The sequence below is a fragment of the Vibrio sp. MEBiC08052 genome (assembly GCF_001506075.1).
Taxonomy (GTDB): Bacteria; Pseudomonadota; Gammaproteobacteria; order Enterobacterales; family Vibrionaceae; genus Vibrio.
On the sequence record NZ_KQ947475.1, the window covers coordinates 3552069 to 3572592 of the forward strand.

At 43.0% G+C, this 20524-nt stretch carries 19 protein-coding genes; 13 read left to right on the plus strand and 6 right to left on the minus strand.

Annotation, left to right across the window (positions count from 1 at the left end; genetic code table 11):
- Window positions 1–53 precede the first annotated feature (53 nt).
- Window positions 54–1283: a malate transporter gene (locus VRK_RS15245; RefSeq protein ID WP_231735786.1), complete on the minus strand. Its 1230-nt coding sequence runs from the start codon at window positions 1281–1283 to the stop codon at window positions 54–56.
- The gene (locus tag VRK_RS15250) at window positions 1225–1995 is read right to left on the minus strand and encodes an outer membrane lipoprotein-sorting protein (protein WP_059122159.1); all 771 of its coding nucleotides are present in this window, start codon (window positions 1993–1995) and stop codon (window positions 1225–1227) included. The genes VRK_RS15245 and VRK_RS15250 overlap by 59 nt, the downstream gene beginning before the upstream one ends.
- A gap of 177 nt (window positions 1996–2172) precedes the next feature.
- On the opposite strand from VRK_RS15250, the gene VRK_RS15255 reads away from it, so the two are divergent.
- Genes VRK_RS15255 through VRK_RS15265 form a run of 4 tightly spaced genes read left to right on the plus strand, consistent with a single transcriptional unit; the run spans window position 2173 to window position 6222 of the window.
- Window positions 2173–2868 (plus strand): AvrD family protein, encoded by a 696-nt coding sequence (locus VRK_RS15255; RefSeq protein WP_231735787.1) that lies wholly within the window; start codon window positions 2173–2175, stop codon window positions 2866–2868.
- Complete coding sequence (locus VRK_RS21495) at window positions 2865–3170, plus strand: AvrD family protein (RefSeq protein WP_231735788.1); 306 nt, start codon at window positions 2865–2867, stop codon at window positions 3168–3170. The genes VRK_RS15255 and VRK_RS21495 overlap by 4 nt, the downstream gene beginning before the upstream one ends.
- Window positions 3167–3889 carry an ATP/GTP-binding protein gene (locus tag VRK_RS15260; RefSeq protein WP_059122160.1) on the plus strand — a complete coding sequence of 241 codons (723 nt, stop codon included), beginning with the start codon at window positions 3167–3169 and terminating at the stop codon, window positions 3887–3889. The genes VRK_RS21495 and VRK_RS15260 overlap by 4 nt, the downstream gene beginning before the upstream one ends.
- Window positions 3890–3909: 20 nt before the next feature.
- Complete coding sequence (locus VRK_RS15265; protein WP_059122161.1) at window positions 3910–6222, plus strand: efflux RND transporter permease subunit; 2313 nt, start codon at window positions 3910–3912, stop codon at window positions 6220–6222.
- A 28-nt stretch (window positions 6223–6250) separates the two neighbouring features.
- Here the strand turns inward: VRK_RS15265 and VRK_RS15270 are convergent, their stop codons facing one another.
- The 4 genes from VRK_RS15270 to VRK_RS15285 all read right to left on the minus strand — a co-directional run bounded on the left by VRK_RS15270 (window position 6251) and on the right by VRK_RS15285 (window position 11169).
- Entirely contained in the window at window positions 6251–6952 is a 702-nt protein-coding gene (locus VRK_RS15270; protein ID WP_059122162.1) for a helix-turn-helix transcriptional regulator, read from the minus strand.
- Window positions 6953–7415: 463 nt separating this feature from the next.
- A complete protein-coding gene (locus tag VRK_RS15275; RefSeq protein WP_157371928.1) occupies window positions 7416–7742 on the minus strand; it encodes a hypothetical protein in 327 nt (108 codons plus the stop codon).
- 313 nt (window positions 7743–8055) lie between these two features.
- Entirely contained in the window at window positions 8056–9060 is a 1005-nt protein-coding gene (locus VRK_RS15280) for a LacI family DNA-binding transcriptional regulator (RefSeq protein ID WP_059122164.1), read from the minus strand.
- Window positions 9061–9210: 150 nt separating this feature from the next.
- The gene (locus VRK_RS15285) at window positions 9211–11169 is read right to left on the minus strand and encodes a methyl-accepting chemotaxis protein (RefSeq protein WP_197413125.1); all 1959 of its coding nucleotides are present in this window, start codon (window positions 11167–11169) and stop codon (window positions 9211–9213) included.
- A 334-nt stretch (window positions 11170–11503) separates the two neighbouring features.
- Here VRK_RS15285 and dmeF point away from each other — a divergent pair, with 334 nt between their 5' ends.
- The 9 genes from dmeF to tssG all read left to right on the plus strand — a co-directional run bounded on the left by dmeF (window position 11504) and on the right by tssG (window position 20522).
- A complete protein-coding gene (dmeF, locus tag VRK_RS15290; RefSeq protein WP_059122166.1) occupies window positions 11504–12457 on the plus strand; it encodes a CDF family Co(II)/Ni(II) efflux transporter DmeF in 954 nt (317 codons plus the stop codon).
- Between the two features lie 29 nt (window positions 12458–12486).
- Window positions 12487–12903 (plus strand): MarR family winged helix-turn-helix transcriptional regulator, encoded by a 417-nt coding sequence (locus tag VRK_RS15295; RefSeq protein ID WP_059122167.1) that lies wholly within the window; start codon window positions 12487–12489, stop codon window positions 12901–12903.
- A 749-nt stretch (window positions 12904–13652) separates the two neighbouring features.
- Window positions 13653–13937: a type VI secretion system PAAR protein gene (locus VRK_RS15300; protein ID WP_038184374.1), complete on the plus strand. Its 285-nt coding sequence runs from the start codon at window positions 13653–13655 to the stop codon at window positions 13935–13937.
- Window positions 13921–15030, plus strand: a complete 1110-nt coding sequence (locus VRK_RS15305) for an SEL1-like repeat protein (RefSeq protein WP_059122168.1) — start codon at window positions 13921–13923, stop codon at window positions 15028–15030. The genes VRK_RS15300 and VRK_RS15305 overlap by 17 nt, the downstream gene beginning before the upstream one ends.
- A 253-nt stretch (window positions 15031–15283) precedes the next feature.
- On the plus strand, window positions 15284–15796 hold the full coding sequence (gene tssB, locus VRK_RS15310) for a type VI secretion system contractile sheath small subunit (RefSeq protein WP_038184371.1): 513 nt from the start codon (window positions 15284–15286) through the stop codon (window positions 15794–15796).
- Between the two features lie 55 nt (window positions 15797–15851).
- Window positions 15852–17327, plus strand: a complete 1476-nt coding sequence (gene tssC, locus VRK_RS15315; RefSeq protein WP_059122169.1) for a type VI secretion system contractile sheath large subunit — start codon at window positions 15852–15854, stop codon at window positions 17325–17327.
- A gap of 1 nt (window position 17328) precedes the next feature.
- The gene (tssE, locus tag VRK_RS15320; protein ID WP_059122170.1) at window positions 17329–17766 is read left to right on the plus strand and encodes a type VI secretion system baseplate subunit TssE; all 438 of its coding nucleotides are present in this window, start codon (window positions 17329–17331) and stop codon (window positions 17764–17766) included.
- Window positions 17767–17769: 3 nt separating this feature from the next.
- Entirely contained in the window at window positions 17770–19542 is a 1773-nt protein-coding gene (gene tssF, locus VRK_RS15325) for a type VI secretion system baseplate subunit TssF (protein WP_059122171.1), read from the plus strand.
- Window positions 19506–20522, plus strand: coding sequence for a type VI secretion system baseplate subunit TssG (tssG, locus tag VRK_RS15330; protein WP_059122172.1), 1017 nt, complete (start codon window positions 19506–19508; stop codon window positions 20520–20522). Before tssF ends, tssG begins: the two co-directional genes overlap by 37 nt.
- The last annotated feature ends 2 nt before the right edge of the window (window positions 20523–20524 follow it).

The window sequence follows — 20524 nt, forward strand, 5'->3', positions numbered from 1 at the left end:
AAATCAGCTTAGGGAGAAATTGTTGATATGATTCATGATTGGCTTTGGTATTTCTAAAAATTGTATTCTGCACCGATTGAGAAATAACTATCATTTTTTAAGTATGCAATGGGTTCATTACGATTCATGGCGGAAAGGTAGTAACTTTCCGCGACCCATTTCCAATTTTTGTTGATCCGGCCTGATGCTGTTAGTTTGTAAAGGGCTGATGTCTCTTCTAGATCGAATAATCCAGAGAATAAAAACTCTGTATCTTTGATATCGTTTGCCTTCCAGCGTAAACCGAGAAATATGTCGTTGTTGTAAATCGTCGGAGGAGCGGAGCTATCACGATTATCCCATGTGTATTCAGTGATCAATCCAAGTGTTCCCCGGCTGAATGAGAACCCATAAACTGAGTATTCAAATCCGGTGACAAGCGTTTCGTAGTCTTTGCCTTCTCCTGACTTATAGGTGCTTTCCCACTTAAGCAGTAAATCGTCTTGAGTCCATTGTAATTCGGTCCCTAGCTGAAATATTTTGGCGTAAGAAGCCAGCCAGTCGTTGGTTTGTTCCACCAATCGAGGTTCACGACTATTACCATAAAAAGCACTAAGGGCGACATCTAAAGCATCTTGCCAAAAGCTGACGCGAACAGCGCTATCAACTTTGTTTTCACCATCGGGATAAAGAGGGTGGTTACTGACGCTTTTAGTTAAGGTTCGACGCTGGTCTGGTTCTCGAAAATGGCGTTTTTGATGAAAAGGAAGCAGTAGCATTTGAACTTCCCCCCATTTGGGTAACCAACGTGCTTGTAACATGGGTTGGCCCATCTTTTCCTCTGTCCCAAGTGAAATGTGTCCATCATATTGATTGACGATATTGACGGGCTGGTAGACTTCTGTCACGCCCCAATAAATCATTCCGTAGCCAAACAGCCATTCGATATTGTTATCGGTATAGGTGATATTGGCTTCTCTGAGATTGATAAATCCTTGTTTAGATTGAGCTTCATACTCGATATAAGGACTTAGCGTTGCTGACCAGTTTGAGTCGTTCCACCACAATAGTCGGGGAGCGAGTAATGCGCGGTTAGCAAATATATCGCAACACTGTCCTGATTGTGCGTCGTCTTTGTATATATCAGTTGTAATACTAACAAAACCTTCGGTTTGCCAATCAGCCCATACGGGGGAATTAAACTGAGTGTCAACATGGCAGCGAAGTATTGATGCTTTGTTGCCATTAGTTGTACCTATATGTATTGCGCAGTTGTTTGGGTTCGAACTGAGCTTGTGGAACATTGCTGCCTAGGGTCATATTTTTCCACGTTAATGAAGATGAACGCTTATTTTGCAAGTTGTCCATTTGTGAAAATTCAGGACGCCAGTAATGTTGATTATAAAGCTCATATTGAGACAGGCTCAGTCGTTTAAATAGCTCCCCTTTACGGTCGTAATACTCGATTTTTCTTGGTTGATAGATATCTTGATCAATCCAGGCGATAAGTTTGGAGTAGCCAGAATTCTCATAGCGAGGGAAACAACTCAATAACCAATAGCTTTTTCCATCCAGCATTTTTTCTCCGACTAACTCATAGCTATATTTATCTAACTCCCAAGAACTCATGTCTTCGTAAGCGAATTCACTGCCCATAAATGGTCCCGAACGGTTGTTTGAGGAGATACGTTTGACCCGTTTAATCGAGGGAAGGTACAGCCATTGATCGTCTGCTTTTATTGAATGACTGAACGTTAAAAGTGCGGTGCCTGCAATATCACGAGGTGCTTGAAAGTAAGTGATAATTTTGTCGCCGTCGTTCTCTTGTTCAATCCCTTTAATGGTCAGATCTCTGTATACGGTGTCACCATTAGCTGCAGTAATCGCCATATTTACATCTGATGTATAAGAAATATATCCAGTGTCTCGGGCGATCATTTCACTTGCAATATCAAATCCAGTGAGTGCATGAGCACTTGTTGATAATAAAATTAATAGGGTGGTGGGTATTCTCATAGTCAACTCCTTGTTGAAACACGAGTTTAGCTACGAAATATACAAAATTTAGTTAGAAACGAAACCTATACGAACGGATAGGTTGAGTCGACAGTTGGATAGGATAAAAAATTTTATACAAGAGGTAGCATAAATATTCCACGAAAAAATGTGGTTTTTATACAAGGAGTATTTTTTATGGATATTAATCTTTCAGGTAAGGATATCAATGAGATTAATGAAGTTGTGACCAGTATTGATGACATTCTTGGTCCCTCTGAGCAGCGTTATTTCGGTGAAGGTTACAAACGCACAGAGTATGAATGTAATATCAATTATGGGAATGACTCTGCACAAGGGAGTGTGAGTATTGCGTACCGAACTGGCTGGTCGCAGAAAAAGATACAGTATCGCCGTCCTCATCTGAGTACGATTGATGCGTTCTTGATTGCTGGTCGCGTTTCTTACGGCATTATCAAACGTCATTATCAGCTTTCTTCTCACCAATCGGCGCAAGCATGGATACGCCATGTATCGATTAAAGCTGGGGCTGATGCTGTGGAAGATCTGGATGCTGTCAGACTTTCTGCTGAGTTGCTGGATACCACCGGATCTTACGACAGCATGTTTGGTATGTTAACACGAGTAAAAACTAAGCTCGATAGTATGGAGATTGAAGTGGTCATTGATCATGAGGTTGTGACTGATTCAGCACTACATATTGCGTCAGTTACGGATGACGATGAGTATTTCTCCAGTGATTTTCGATTGCGTCATTGCCACCTTGCTAACAGTACCTTTTGTGACTCAATTGATGAAGTGTCCAGTGAGCTGTTGTTTAAATGTTCTGGTAAGCCCTCATCTGGTGCTATGGGACAATACCCAATGCCATGATGATCGTTGACTGGCTAACATGTTTTGCCCAGTTATCGCAGTTGGTGATGTATCGACTTGATAAGCTGGATCGCAATGAAACGCACAATTTATGGATGCGTTCTGTTTCTGTTACAACACCATATCCTATTATTCCGCGCCGTAAACACATACTCACGTTGCGTAATATGAAGAGCTCTCTGGTGAAAAAGAAAGATTCTGCATGGAGACTTGCAACCGTCAATGGTTCGATATCCGGTCACCCTGAATTCAAGATAACTGCCAAACTTTGTCACCAATTACCTCAGGGAGAAGCTGCATGAAAATAGCTATATCAGGAACTTATTCAACGGGAAAAACCACATTGACAGAAGCGTTGGCCATTGCAACTCAAGTCCCTAGGACTCAAGCACGGACGATGCGTGAGATTTTACCAGATGCGGTGCCGGGAAAAACGCTGGAACAATGCACCCCGGCCGAGCTGCTTAATTTGGGGCTGAGTCGTTTGAGTGAACGTGTCGTTAACGAAGAACGCAGTGGTGATCGCTTTTTCTCGGATGGATCCTGTCTGCACGAATGGGTATATGGTGCGGCACGATTAGAGACCGGTATTAATCCGAATGACAGTGATTTCGCCCTTGCCATAAAACGATTTGTCGGTAAGCCATATGCGTCTATTCATCGAGGTTATATTGATGCTTTCGGTAATGTAGCGAAACGCCATGCCAAAAAAACTTACAGTAAGTTTATTCATTTACCGATTGAGTTTGATTTGGTTGAGGATGGTCACCGTCCAGTGTCCGAACGGTTCAGAAAACTCTCCAATGATCTTCTGCTTTCCACTGTCAAAGAGCTCCACATTCCGTACATCACAGTAGAAGGTGAGCTTCGTCGTCGACTGCTAACTATTGTCGAACACTTGGAATTACCACTGCTCGTCGATCCAGATGAAGCGATCGAAAAAGCAGTAAACAAAGTAAAAGCAGAAGCAATAGAAATAGAAAACCATCGTCTGTCTGTATTGGCAACGCAACAGGCTTAATTCAAAGGAAGTCTTGAATAATGAAAAAATGGAAAAAAATCAGAGCCTTGCTTGCCCTCGTAGTTTGGCTTAGCTTCATGGCCCTAGCATTTGTTGGTCTAGGAAAACTTAGCTTAAATAATGACTATAAAGTCTTTTTTAGTCACGATAACCCCGATTTGATTGCATTCGAAAATATTGAGGAAAAGTACAATAGCAATGATAGTGTGCTGATTGTATTACATCCAAAATTTGGTGATGTGTTTCAAGAAAATGTTTTAAAAGCAGTGCTTGAGCTAACCGAGTATGGTTGGCAAACTCCGTATTCTTTCCGTGTCGATTCTCTGACAAACTATCAGTATACCCATGCACAAGAGGACGATCTGATAGTCGAAGACTTTGTGAATACAGAGCAACTGACAGACAACAAGTTATTGGCAGAAAAGAAAGCGTATGCTCTTAAACAGCCAGAGTTGGTTAACCGTTATTTGTCGCAAAATGCTCATTCTACAGCGATTAACGTATTAGTGCATTTGACAACAGAAGGTCAGTCTGAAGAAGTGCGTAAGGTTGCTCAGTTTTGGCAAGACAAAATTGCGGAAGTGCAGTCTCGCTACCCAAATGTACAGTTTTATCTCACTGGTCAAATTATGCAAAACGATGCCTTCGGTGAGGCAACGCAACGTGACATGGGAAGTTTAGTGCCAGGTGCTCTGTTGCTGATTATTGTCGGTACGGGAATCTATCTGCGTAGTCTGTGGAGTTCAGTGGTTGTAGCATTAACCATTATTTCTTCTGTTTTCATTGCCCTAGGGGCTGCCGGATGGTTAGGGATCGCAATTACGTCACCTTCTGCATCAGCTCCGCTGATTATTCTGACGATGGCTGTCGCTGACTGTATCCACTATTTGCAAGGTTATAAGCACGCATTGAATAAAGGGGAGGAAAAACTATTGGCATTGCAGCAGTCGATGGAAAAACATCGTTTGCCCATCATTCTGACTAGTTTCACAACTGCTGTTGGCTTTCTTTCTATGAATTTTAGTGAGTCTCCCCCGTTCAATGATTTAGGTAATATCACTTCGATCGGGGTCGTGGCAGCCATGCTCCTGACATTATTTTTTATTCCGGCCATGCTTACTCTCTTACCCGCTCGGCGTAGTCATATGGTTAAACAACAGCAATTGGTCAAACCTCTTGAAGCGATAGCTCGCTGGGCAATGGTGAAACCTGGAATAAAGATTGCGATGGTTGTGTTTGTCGGGGGTGTGATTGCCGCGAATCTAGTTCGCAATGACATTGATGATACGTTATTTGAATATTTTGATGAGTCTTATGCAGTACGTCAGGCAAATGACTTCACTTATGCCAATCTAACCGGTGTTGCGAGTATCCAGTATGCAATTCGTCCGGAGGCGGACGAATTAGTGACATCTCCGGACTTCCTACATAAGTTAGATCAATTTGTTCAACAAGCGCGTGAAACTAAAGGGGTCTACCATGTTCAATCGTTGACTGACATAATGAAACGGTTAAATAGTAGCCTGCACAACAATCAAGCAGGAGAATATCGTCTGGCGACTGACCCGGATCTGTCTGCACAGACCCTGTTACTATACGACATGTCATTGCCGTATGGCTTGAATTTGAGCAATCAAGTGGCATTAGATAAAAAAGAGCTTCGCGTTGTGGTTACTGCGAAGAAGATGTCATCAAATGATTTGATTAGGTTAGAGTCTATGCTGCGTAGCAAGCTACTAGGGCTGTTTCCTGAGAGTAGTGTCAGCCCCGGAGTGAGTGCTGACATCATGTTTGCTCATATTGGCTACCGTAATAATGTGAATATGCTAACTGCCTCTGCTGCAGCTCTATTGGTCATTTCATTCTTGATTGGCGTTATTTTACGTTCATTCAGACTTGGTGTGATCAGTATTTTACCTAACATTTTACCTGCATCTATTGCATTTGGATTGTGGGGGTTGAGTATTGGTGAAGTCGGACTGAGTCTCTCTGTCATTGCAAGTATGACGTTGGGGATTGTTGTTGATGACACGATTCATTTGTTGTATCGCTACCATACACATACCTTGCAAACTAAAGGTAAATCGGAAGAAGAATCGATTATTGCAGCAGTGAAAGAAACGGGTGTAGCCGTTATTGGTACTTCAATTGTACTCAGTGCTGGTTTCTTTGTACTGGCCTGTAGTTCTTTCAAAATGAATGCGGACATGGGGCTTATGACCGCAGTTACCATCTTAATTGCGTTAATACTGGACTTACTTCTCGTACCTGCATTACTGAAGATAACGAGCAAAAAGGTGCTGACAGCTCAGGGTAAACCACAGGTTGCTTGATTTTACTCAATCTTTTGTACAAAAAGGCTTAGGCATTCGTCCTAAGCCTTTTCTCAACATGCTCATACCAACCAAATTCTGTTGCTTTAGATACTGCATGTATACGATTGTGGACCCCGAGTTTGCGATAAATGTTTTGTAGATGGTACTTAACCGTGCATTCGTTAATATTGAGTAGACGACTGATTTCCCAGTTACTCTTACCAATCTTAAGCCAAGCGAGTAATTCTTGTTCTCTACCGGTAAGTCGGTTTTCAGGAATAAAAGGTTTAGCTAGTGTATTGTGTTCCGATATTTGGTTTAGCACGATATTGAGATGTGGTGTTAACAGATATAATGCATTGATTTCTTCACTGGAAGGTTGTCGGTCACCAAACGAAGTCAGGTAAATGTTTTTTTGGTTGCCATAATTACTGGTCAAAAGTAAACGTTTACCGTAGTCGGGATGAGTATGAGAATCCATCAGTGTTGTGATGTGGCTGTTCGAGTGTTGCAATACGTGGACTAAAAAATCACCATCTGAGTTTTTTTTCCTAAAGCATTCAGAAAACAGGGTGGAAGAAAAACCATAACAGACAGATTTCGGTGTATTGTTGTCGTCAAACAGCGCAAGAATACTAAAATTAAAGTTGATTTCGTTCTGTAGTTCACGAAACCATGTATGAGCTGAGTCTAAGTTGTTGACATACCGCAACTGATTTGAGAGTTCGAATAATCTTAACTTGTCCATAAGTAAACATATTCCATAGCAATATTATTTTATAGTTCGTTGCTCAATGAACGACGACTCTGCTTCTGATTACTGTAGCTTTCCTTTTTATTTTACGTAATATCTCCAGCAAAGTTGTTATTTGGTAAAATCAGCATCAAACGTCCATGTTAGATGACGTTACTGGATTGTTACACATCATATTTTTCATAGAGACATAGTCGTATAAGTAGCTCGAAGACCATCCAAAGTGGGACTATCGGTGGCTGGATGTTTAAGAAGCGACTCATAATATATATCAATAACACTATTAGTTTAAGTGAGTAGTTTCATAATGTAAATGCTCTTTCTCATTATCTGAATTACCCTGATATTGATATCGTCAGCTGTGATATAGAACATTCTTCAAATATAAAACAGGGGAGCAGTGCTCCCCTGTTACTTAGGTTGGGCCCGAAAGCCCTATGGACAGAATCAATTTGGATTAGTGTTGTACTGAAATAAAGCGATGAGTGACGAGTTTTTCACCGTTTGGTTCATGGACACTAATTTTGAAGCTACGAGCATGGTTTTCATTGTTTTCAACAATGACAGTACCGTGTTCTGAAGTCATTAATGTTTGATGCTGACTGCCACCATCAACTTCAACAGGAACCTGACTGACAGGTTGGCCGTTTTCAGTCACTTTGACAATCGCCTGTTCTGGCAGCGTATAAATACTCATGTCGTATTGTGATTCAGATGCAAATACATTGGCTGAAAGTAGCGTTGCAATTGCAGTAACGGCAGCTAGTGATAGTTGTTTTTTCATAATCTCACCCATATTCGTTGTTGGTTGTATTTATTATTTCGTTATGTCGAGAGTGATTATGAGCCGAAATAATTGTGACTTCGATAGCATAAACTTGTTCGTTGCTTTCTAATTTTTTGAACTTAGTCACATTTAAAATATGTGTGAGAGGAATCATTCTATTGACTTATATTTTTTTATCATATAAGGGTTAATTTTGGGTTAAGACCATGTCAGCGCCATCAACACACGTTGGTCCCGACCTGTGGAATCAGCTAGTGCGCCTGCGCCAGACAGGACGGCGGGATACTGATTACCGGCCACAAATGGCGGATTATGAGAGAGGGTGTGTTGATTCGCGAAGTTCCAGTGAGCCGAAATATTCAAAATGCTGCGGGGCACTGGTTATCTTATTGGCCATGTTAATCGCCAGATTCGTCGCATCGATGGTTAATTGCTCGATCGGAAGAGAGACTGTAGACAGGCTTGGGATCGCATAAAATGCCGCCGGCTCATTATCGATACCAATCACTGAAATATCCTGAGGAACAGAAAGCCCTCGTTCATATAACGCCCGGATTGCTCCGAGTGCCATGTCGTCATTACAAGAAAAGATAGCACTGAATGCCTGCCCTTGATCCAACAACTGCATGACGGCGGTATATCCCCAGATATGGGTACTTTTCCCTTCGACGATCAAGGCCTCATTCACCGGAATATTATTGTGGGTGAGTTGATCGCGATAAGCCTGTAATCGAAGCTGACCGGTTTGATTGTTCAACGGAGTGGTCAGACAGGCAATGTTGCGATGGCCGAGTTTCAGCAGATGTTCTACAGCAAGTACTCCGAGCTGGTATTGATCAAAACTGAAGCTGACCAGTTGCTGTGTCGATAGACTGCGGTTCAATACAACCAAGGGTCTCTGTGTCTGCTCTTGATAATGGATCAACTGGGTTTCGCTGAGATAACGACTATAGATGATGATGGCATCACAACGCTGCAGCGCGAGTGTATTCATCGCTTCAATTTCTCCGGCTTCACTGTTATGACTTTCCATGACAAACAGCTTTTTTTGGGATTTTTGGAGCGTTTGTGCGGTTTGTTTTAAGATTGAACCGAAGTAATAGCTGTCAAAGTGAGGAAGAATTAATCCGATGGTGTTTGAGGTGTTGGTCGCCAATGCTTGGGCTAAAACGTTTGGTTGATATCCCAATGATTTCATCGCATCAAGGACGCGTGCCCGGGTTTTCTCTTTGACCTGCGAGCTGCCGTTGATCACGCGGGAGACGGTTGCTTTTGATACGCCGGCTGCTTTACAGACATCAATGATGGTCGCCATCTATTCCCTCAATGTTTCTCAATCGGTCATTTTCATGCACAAAGCGCGATTTTACCGAATTCCTTCGGGTGGGGGAATGATATTTTTCCCGGGTTGATGAGGCAGACACCATTTCTCTGTAATAAGGAGAAATGGTGTCACACACCCGAATCACTGAGCCTGAGATTCGGTTAATCGTGTGATGGTCAGAACGTTCTGATCAATTTGTGCCAGTTCAGACTGAACTTCATTGATATCATTGATGCTTTCTTCAATGCTGGAAGACGCTTCGCTGGACAGGGTTAACATCTTGCCCATTTCTTCATGCAGGCCGAGTGAAGAGTTATTGACATGCTCCATCAGTGCCACGGTTGTTTCAATGACATCTTTGATTGCGTCGATTGAAGAATAAAGATTGTTCACCGTCTCTCCGGTAGAACTGAGACTTTCCTGGGTATTTTTGGATAGATTTCTCACTTCATCGGCAACGACGGCAAATCCTCGACCCTGTTCTCCGGCCCGGGCTGCCTCAATCGCGGCATTCAGTGCCAGTAAATTGGTTCTCTCTGCAATACCATCAATGACGTCCAGAATATCCTGAATCTTGTTTGAATTGGTTTTTAAGGTTTCAACATACTGCTGGAGTTCCTGACTATGCTCGGTTTGTCTTTTGACTTCACTCGATAGTCCGGCAAACTGAGTCTGAACCTTTTGAAGTACATCTGACGTATCTCTGGCATAGGATGCAACGTTCTGTAAGCTTTGGAGCATCCGTCCCAATAATTCCTTATAGCGGAACAAGTCGCGGATGGTTGTCTGTTGCAGCGAGGCGACTTTCTTCAAACTATGCAATTCATTCTGTAAGAAATAAGCTTTGAAGTGACTGTAGTAAATAGGGAAGTTATCTGTGTATTCATCGTGAAACGATTCCCCATCATGAACCTGATATAGATAAAGCGCTGTCAGGGTTTCATTTTGATGCAGTCCCAAAAATTCACCGAATGTACTGAATCCGGCAACCGCAGGGATATGATCGAAATTATGTACGGCAGAGAGCGATGAGCCGTTATGTAAGCGACGCAGAATACAGTCGTTCGCAAGCATCGCAATCGGTTCTCGCGGTTTACCGCGCTGAAATGTTGCATAATCGCGCTGGATCGAGCCTGAGAAATCTTTTGCCTTCATCAGATATAATTTGTCACCGAATGAAAAATCACAGAAGAAATTAATGGTTTCGTCTTCATAGTTAATATTGGCAATTGAGCGAATATACGTTTCATGACCAATTTTGACCCCGAAACTATATTGTTCGAGCATCGATTCAAGTTTGGATGGGGGACAACCAAAATGTCGGCATAACATCGATAGTGGTGATTGGAGTGTCATACTCCCTTCATCAAGGAATGTTTTCACGGTGCGTGTGGCGGCGTTTGTTTCGGCAATCGTAAAGTGGGTTGAAGTTACTTCAAAGTTGTGTGTTTTTAATATGCCATATCGAACTGCCGGTGCCAGTTTCACGAATACCAGACAGACTTTGTTGGTCAGGATTTTTCCGTCTAAGGCGACATCGGCCTGACCGAAATCCAGTTTGCCACCGGCTGAACTGCCAATGAAGTAACAGGGGAAACAGTCAGACTGGTAAAGGGCTTGCACAAAGAAATTTTCAGAAGAAGACAGACCATCGAAGAATGTCAGTGCAACGGTATCGAGATAGTTGACGGGAAAATCAAGGTTAACTTTTTTGATTTCATCCTGAATACGTGCGATCCGGTTTTGACGGCTGAGCTTGATTTGACCACTTTTGATATCTTCACAATGAAGTGGGACCTGAGCGATAGAAATCGCTTGAAATGCCTGCTCACTGAAGCTTTGGATGACAATGTTATCCCAGCTTTCCGGCGTTGCATGATAGAGTCCTTTGTTATCCCGTCCCCCTAGCTCTCCCGCACTCATGATCGAGACCACATGTTTTGCAAAAGGCATTGCCTCTTTTAATTTTCTTGAAATTGCTTCGAAAGAAAGATGTGGTGACACATAGGCAAGAACAAGCATGGTCGCACTGTCATGGAAGCTCATTTCTTTTAATTGATTAACACCAATCCCATGGCTTGTGATTGCTTTAACCTTCACTGGGGGTTCGTGATGTAGGGATTGTTTTTTTGAGGCATTTCGCCAAGATAGATTGAACATAAAGCCACTCCGCCTGTTAGGATTCCGGAAAAGTCTGAAATAATTGGTGCATATCTGTTCAGTTTGATTTGTTTTTATCATGAGTAAATAGCCGAAATATTATAAACAGGATGCATAAAAAACAATATAAACAGTATGGATAAGATTGCGATATGAAAACAAGCACATTATTACTTATTTCGAGAGGTAAGAGGACTTAATTAAAATAGATTTGGTAATTTATTTGATAATCAAATATTATAAATTAAATAAATTTTGATTATCAAGGTATATTATGCATGCCCCACAGTGTTCTTATATCGATGTATTTTCTCGTTTTAATCCCAACAATGAGCGGAAAACGTTTTATGTTTTACTGTTAACCGCTGTCACGATGCTGATAGAAATTATGGCCGGGAGCGTTTATGGTTCGATGGCATTACTGGCTGATGGATGGCATATGGGAACACATGCGGCCGCTTTTTGTATCACACTGTTCACTTATCGTTATGCCCGTCAGCATAAAGCAAGTCGCAAATACAGCTATGGGACCGGGAAAGTGAGTGTGCTTGGCGGTTATTCCAGCGCTGTTGGGTTGGGATTAGTCGCAATCGTGATGTTGTTTGAATCACTGTATCGTTTTATTGACCCGGTTCAAATCCATTTTACCGAAGCGATGGTGGTCGCTTTTATTGGCTTGTTGGTCAATGTTGTCAGTGTTTTTCTGTTACACGACCACGACCACGACCACGACCACGACCACGACCACGACCACGACCACGACCACGACCACGACCACGACCACGACCACGACCACGACCACCACCACCACCATGATCACAATCTTAACGCGGCATATATGCATGTTCTGGCGGACGCATTGACTTCCATACTTGCGATTGCTGCATTGCTGATTGGTAAGTTTTTAGGATGGGTTTGGTTGGATCCGGTCATGGGAATTGTCGGTGCAGTTGTGATTACCCGCTGGGCGATCCGCTTAATGAAACAGACCGCCCCCGTTTTATTAGATGAAAGTATTGATCATGACTATGAAGCGAAAGTGTTGCAGAAGCTGGAGTCGCTCAATGCTGATGTCACGGATATGCATATCTGGCGAGTCAGTGCTGATCATTTTGCTGCATCGATATGCCTGAATGCGCGTGATGGGAACAGTCCAAATTTTTTCAAACGTCAATTGGAAGAGTTTGATAGAATTCACCATCTGACGATTGAAATAAATCATGTTTGATTTTGATGCTGACCGCATGTGAGGTAAGAATGTCATCGCTGAACGAGCTGAATAATCTTCTGACGGAGTTCTATGACAAGATGTCATCTTGGGAACTTTCGGTTGTAAAAGGAACAGGCTATTCGCTGGCACAAATACATACGCTGGAAGTGTTGGGCAGCCACGGCGCAATGAAAATGAAAGATCTGGCAAATCGACTCGGGATCACGACAGGAACCTTAACCGTTCAGGTCGATAAACTGGTCAAACTGGGACTTGTTGCCCGGCATTTCCACGAAGCGGATCGCCGTTCTATCCTCGTTGACCTGACCGAATCCGGGCAGCAGATTTTTCGGCAGCATAATCAGTTGCATCTCTCTCTTTCTGAAGAACTGACCAAAAATTTGGATTCGGAAGCCAAATATGCGCTGACTGCGATTCTGAAACAAATCAATCGAGAGTTCTAAGTGAGACTTCCAATCCTTAATCCTCCCGTGGATTGATAAGCTTGACTGATTGATCCACCCGTTCCCCAATTTTCATACGTGGTGCTATTTATTTTTCTATGTCAATAAGACTGATATGACCAGTTCATAGATTGAGTGAATATAATTTGAGCATTTCAAATATATTGGTGATTAAAAATCCCCAATATCACACATGAAAATATGGATGTTGTATATTTTTATATGAGTGAAATAAATGTTTGATTCATTCAACTTGTATTAAAAATGGAATCAACATCATATTTTTATGATCTTATTATGTGTGGAATGACTTATTTTATTTTTCTGATTCAATAAAAGTCTTAGCGTTTTTATAGAAAAACAGAAAATTATACATTTTTTTTATCAAAATGAAAAATTTTTTGTGAAAATTTTGTGCAAATTATTGGTGCTTATCATAAATGTAATCTGTTTGACATGTGGTCTTGGGGTGTTTTGTGATCTTCTGCGGTAAATGGAAAATTATTAAATAATAAAAATGTTTTTAGATATCCTGCACTAGATTATTTTGTCAATATAAGAGAAAATTATTTCACCAATTAGGCAATATATTGCTTGAGCTAGGCAAGATATTGCCCGGTTGAATAAAAAATAACCGGCAAGAATAAATAAAATAGATAGATTCTAAGTGGTTGCCGGCAAAATCTGGTAATTGTTCGACCGATTTTGCATTGATTTACACTTTTATCAGCTAACAACAGAGGCATAATATGGGAAACGGAATCGTCGTTGGTAATACAGGTTCTGATCATGATGGCTTTCCTCCTACTCCTGTCACCGCAGGGTCAGGAACCGTTAAATATGATGGTATTCCTGCTGCCCGGCAAGGTGATCCTCTTGCGCCACATGATAAGCCGAAACATCCACCTCATGGACGCTCTATTGCAGCAGGTTCAGGAACGGTAATGGTTGATGGCAAGCCAGCAGCCCGTGCTGGTGACCCGATTAGTTGTGGTGGCGCTTTACAAGGTGGTAGCAGTGTTAATATCGGCTAAAAATAAGGCATTTTTGCTCAGTGCTTTTGTGTTCGGTTCTTATGGCAACATTGTCATGGCAGATGAAGTTGCACCTGCTGTCACTGTCGAATCGGCCGTGGTGAGTGGTGAAGAGCCAAATCCTGTCTCGATTCAGATGCCGGAATCGGATCAGCAAAAGTATGATTATGATATTAATTTTCTGACCGCTGATCAGGCGTATGAGAAAGGACGTTTGCTGCGTGCACAATTTAAAAATGAAGAAGCGCGACGTTATCTGAAATATGCTGCCGATAAAGGTGATGCGGATGCTGCTTATTTATATGCGATAGAGCTGTCGGAATATAACCCGACTATCCGCACACCACGGCTTGTCAGAGAGTATGTTGAGCAGTCGGCAAATCTAGGTAATCTACACGCGATGGACTACCTGTACCGACATGGTACTTGGTTACGTACCGCGATTCGACAATCATGGCAGAAACGCTACCACGATGGTTTGGTCAGACTCGCAGCGACACAACCGGCAAAAGCAGCCTATTATTTGTCGCTTTATTATGAAAAAACTGACCCGGATCAGTCTAAATATTATTTACAACGAGCGATGGATTACAGTTATCCACTGGCGTGGATGGATAATTCCAGAAGATCACTCGATGATATTAATCAGCTATATACGAAAACAAGATTTTCTACTGGGATCTATACCAACTACCGTCATGCAGCGGAGCATAATTTTATCCCGGCAATGAAAGCGTGTGTTGAACTATATGAAGGCCGCGGTGATTTTAAGAAAGCTTTTGAATGGCGTCAGCGGGCACTGGATGCCGGTGACCTGACATCTCTGGCTGTTGTCGCGAAGATATATGCAGGAGAAGCATCATCTTATCAGTTTGTGGATGAAGACTTGATTAAAGCTCGTGCTTACTCTGAACTTTACTTGGATTATGCCGGTAGTGATCGCCTGACAAGCTTGCATAAATCAATGGAACAATTTTTTGTTGATATTACTAATGAGATGACGCCCCCGGATATTGAGCGTGCTCAAAGCATTACAGACACTTATAAAGAAAAGGTAACCTTTTATAATCACGACACTTATTGGGATTTATAAATAAGGCACAGTGTTTTTATTTAATTCCCCTAAACAAAATAAGGGAATTAAATAATTGGTTGAATTCCAAGTGTAATATTATCGATTTGAAAACATTATTAAATAAGTGAATTTTTTCATTTATTTAATTGATGCGAATGTTATTCGTGTTCTCATGTCTGAGTCAGAATATTATTTCTGCTCAGATACCATTTTGCTGGTGAAATGAATATACGCAAGCAACGACTATTGGCATAGGTATTGGAGACTTGATATGTCTAAAGAAGGAAGTGTCGCTCCGAAAGAGCGCATTAATATTAAATATGTTCCTGCGACAGGGGATCAACAGGCCGAAATTGAATTACCACTCAAAACATTAGTGATTGGTGATTTCAAAGGTCATACGGAAGAAACGCCAGTTGAGGATCGCCAATCTGTTTCAGTTGATAAGAACAACTTCGAGTCAGTGATGCGTGAGAGTAACCTCTCAATCAGCGCAACTGTGAAAAATAAATTAAGTGATGACCCTGATGCTGAATTACCAGTCGAACTCAGCTTCAAGTCACTGCAAGATTTTGCTCCGGATTCAGTTGCGGCTCAGGTTCCGGAATTGAATAAACTGATTGAACTTCGTGAAGCCTTGGTTGCTTTAAAAGGTCCTTTAGGAAATATCCCTGCATTCAGAGAGCGCTTACAAGCACTGATTGCATCTGAAGAGTCTCGTGAAAAGCTCCTTGCTGAACTGGATATTGTCGGCGGGTCTGAAGAGAAAGAACCTCAAGAGTAACGATAGACGCAATACTTTTGGTGTTTTTTAACTTATTGTCATAGGAACTTGATTAATGTCTGCTACAGAAGAAACGGTACTAGAAAGCCCCCAGGCTGGTGAACTCAGCCTGTTAGATGAGATTATGGCGCAAACACGCCTTGCACCGAATGAAGAAGGTTATGATATCGCGAAAAAAGGTGTTGCCGCGTTTATCGAAAACCTGATTGGTTCAAGCCAAGAATCAGAGCCGGTTAACAAATCGCTTGTTGACCAAATGCTGGTTGAACTGGATAAAAAAATCAGTGCGCAAATGGATGAGATCCTTCACCATGAAAAATTCCAGCAAATGGAATCAGCATGGCGTGGACTGAAGCTGTTCATCGACCGTACCGATTTCAGGGAAAACAACAAAGTTGATATCATCCATGTTACCAAAGAAGAACTGTTGGAAGATTTTGAGTTTGCACCAGAAATCTCTCAATCAGGCCTGTATAAGCAGGTGTATTCTTCAGGTTATGGCCAGTTTGGTGGTGAACCAACAGGTGCGATGATCGGTAACTATGCGTTTACACCGTCCACACCGGATATGAAACTGCTGCAATACATGGGTGCGCTTGGCGCAATGGCTCATGCACCGTTCATTTCGAGTGTAGGTCCCGAATTCTTTGGTATCGACTCTTTTGAAGAACTTCCTAATATCAAAGATGTAAAATCGATCTTCGAAAGTCCAAAATATACCAAGTGGCGTTCGCTACGTGAGTCTGAAGATGCACGCTATCTGGGTCTGACTGCACCACGTTTCTTGTTGCGCGTACCTTACGATCCAATCGAAAACCCAATCAAAACGTTTAACTACCAGGAAAGTGTCCGTGAATCTCACGAACATTATCTGTGGGGTAACACTGCCTTTGCATTTGCAACTCGTCTGACTGACAGCTTTGCAAAATACAGATGGTGTCCGAACATCATCGGTCCTCAAAGTGGTGGTGCGGTTGAAGATCTGCCAGTCCACGTTTTTGAAACCATGGGTGCCTTGCAAGCGAAGATTCCAACGGAAGTGCTGATCACTGACCGTAAAGAGTTTGAACTTGCCGAAGAAGGTTTCATTGCACTGACGATGCGTAAAGGCAGCGACAACGCAGCGTTCTTCTCTGCCAACTCGATTCAGAAGCCAAAAATCTTCCCGAATACGAAAGAAGGTAAAGAAGCAGAAACCAACTACAAGCTGGGTACTCAGCTCCCTTACATGATGATTATCAACCGTTTGGCGCACTACATCAAAGTATTGCAACGCGAACAGATTGGTTCATGGAAAGAGAGACAAGACCTTGAGCGTGAACTGAATGGTTGGATCAAGCAGTATGTTGCTGATCAGGAAAACCCACCGGCAGACGTTCGTAGCCGTCGTCCACTTCGTGCTGCACGCATTGAAGTGTCTGATGTGGATGGTAACCCAGGCTGGTATCAGGTATCGCTGGCAGTTCGCCCACACTTCAAGTACATGGGTGCGAACTTCGAACTGTCACTCGTTGGCCGTTTAGATCAGTAATATGTCTTACATTGCGCCTGAAGAGGTTGCATTTGGCGTCGGCTTCTTTGAACGCTTAGAAGCCGGCGAAAGACCCCGGTCTTTGACTCAGGGCCCAGATGCAAACGATGTGCTTAATTCGATCAAGCGGAACGTTTCCAATGTTCTGAATACTCGGCTGGGAGAAGCGCAGAGCGCACCCGAGCTGGGGCTCGTTGATTTTAACGACGCAACACTGGAAACACTTGATCTGGCTGTCAGAATCCGCATGGCGATTAAGGACTGTTTGAGAAAATATGAGCCACGATTGAAAGAGATTGTGGTGACGTCAGAAAGAGACGATTTGAACCCATTATCATTGAGATTTCGGATCACTGCCGAAGTGAATAGTAGTGCTGTTCATGAAACGGTAAAACTGAATCTGTTATTGGATCAAAATCGTCAATATCGAGTGTATTGATACATGGCACAGGATAAGTACTTTCGAGAAGAACTTTCATTTTTGAAAGAGCAGGGGAAGCGTTTCACTGAAATCCATCCCCAGCTTTCTCGTTTTCTTCACGGTCAGGTGACCGACCCGGATGTCGAACGTCTACTGGAAGGTTTTGCATTCCTGACAGCACGTTTGCGTGAAAAAGTTGAAGATGAATTTCCTGAGCTGACGCATTCGATTATTAACATGTTATGGCCGAATTACCTTCGGCCTGTTCCTAGCATGAGTATTGTTGCGTTTGAGCCGGAATCGAAAGTCAGTGAGAAGCAGATTGTCCGCGCTGGTATCCAACTTGATAGTTCAGAGAAAGTTTTGGGCACGGTGTGCCATTTCCGAACCTGTCGTGATGTTGCGGTTTTCCCGTTGGTGATTGAGGATATTACCTCACATCATACCCGGGAATCGAGTACCGTTGATATCAATCTGGCGATGAAAGGCGAGATGTCCGTCGGAGAAGCGCTGGTTGACAGTCTGCGCTTTTATCTCGGTGGCGAGAAGTATAGTGCGCAAATGCTTTACCTGTGGCTCCATCATCATCTGGATAAAATGGTGATCGACGTCAATGGGACTGAATTCAGTATCCCGCGGGATGCACTTCAGTCGGTTGGTTTTTCCGGTGAAGACTCACTGCTGCCTTATCCGAAGAATGTGTATGAAGGGTATCGGATTCTGCAAGAGTATCTGTCATTTCCGGAAGCTTTCCATTTCTTTGATATTGGTGCACTGGATAAAGTGCTGCCGAAATCCGTGCGCGGCAAAATGACGCTTCGCATTCATTTTTCAAAAACATTGCCGACTGATGTGCGGATTAATCAGAGTAGTTTCCAACTCTACTGCGTGCCGATTATTAACCTGTTCGAGCATGATGCTGATCCGATTGACTTGACCGGTAAGCAGTCAGAATACCGCGTGATTCCGTCGAGTCGTTATCCGTCACACTATGAAGTGTTCAGTATTGATGGTGTATTCGGCTGGCAGGATAAAACGCAGGATAGTCAACGGATTCGCGGTGAAAAACGCGTTTATCATCCATTTGAAAGCTTTCAGCATCAGGTGGAAAGAGCCAGACAGCGTGAAGTGCTCTACTATCGTTCACGGGTCAAAGATAGTCAGCGTAATGATGGCTTCGATACTTTTATTTCGTTTATCCGCGGGGATGAAACGTTATCGGTCAATGTCGATGAAGCGATCTCGATTCAACTGACCTGTACCAACCGATTATTACCGATTGAACTGGGAGTCGGGGATATCTGTCAATCAACGGACACCTCGCCCGACTATGTGACGTTCAAAAATATTATTGCACCGACTCAGCCGTTGCGTCCGGTTTTGGATGGCAGCTTGTTGTGGGGGTTAATTTCAAATCTATCCCTCAATTACTTGTCGCTGCTTTCGAAAGATGCACTGAGCAGTGTACTCAGAACTTATGATTTCCGGGCTCTGGTTGACCGTCAGGCCGAGCGTGTGGCGAAAAAGCGTCTGGAAGGCATTATCAAAATAGAATCGAAGCCCATAGATAAATTATTAAGAGGGCTTCCTGTACGTGGTCTGCAATCCGAGATTCATATTGATCAGAGCTGTTTTGGCTCAGAAGGTGATCTTTATCTGTTCGGTCGGGTGCTGAGCCACTTTTTTGCTTTGTATGCCAACATCAATTCATTTCATGAACTGATATTGGTCAACGTCAGTAATAACGAGAAATACACATGGGGAACCCGGACAGGGATGCAGCCGCTGATATAGATTCAGCTCAAGAAAAGCAAGCGCTCATACCAATACCGGATAAGGTGAGGTCGTACAATTTCTTCCAGTTGGTGGAATTGTTACAAAAACTTCAGCGCTCGAATCCGGAAGATGAAGATTGGGAAAGAGTTTGTCGCTTGGTATTTAGTGCGAATCCCAGTTTGGGGTTTTCGCCTGCTGACGTGACGGATTTGACCCAGTTCGATGACGAGCATTTGATTTTACAAACCAATTTTTTTGGTTTGACCGGATCGCAGTCTCCGTTGCCGGGCTTCATTCTTGAGCAGCTGGTGACAGAAGACCCGGGCGGATTCAAACGTCCTTTTCTGGATTTTTTCAATAACCGCCTGATCAACTTGGTCTATCGAATCTGGCGTAAATATCGTTATTACGTGCGTTTTCAGGATGATGCGCAGGATCTGTTTTCACAACAATTATTCGCTTTGGTCGGACTGGCTGATCCTGATTTAAGAGGTGATACGCCGATCAACTGGTGCAAGATGCTGGCTTACGCCGGTGTACTGGCCGGACGAAGTCGTTCCCCGCAAGTTGTTGCCGGGATTATTGCCCACTGCTTTGATTTGGAAGATGTCAGCATCCGGCAGTGGGAAAAGCGCAGAGTGATGATCGATCCGTCGCAGCAATTCAGTCTGGGTCAGCAAAATGGCAACTTGGGGATGAATACCGTCATCGGTGAGTCGGTGATGGATTGCAACGGTAAATTTGTGATTTGTATTAAAGGGCTTTCACGCCAGCGGTTTGCAGACTTTCTGCCGATCGGTAAGGAATTCCAACCCCTGTGTAAGTTGGTGGAATTCGTTCTGCGCGAGCAGATGGCTTATGACTTGGAGCTCTCTATGGATGAGAAAGAAGTCCCCGTACTTCGATTGAACTCTCAGGATAGTGTGGCCTTAGGGTGGTATTCGTTTCTTGGCTCCGGTGAGCGTGAGAAAAACGTGTTAATTCAGGTGAGGCAATAGTG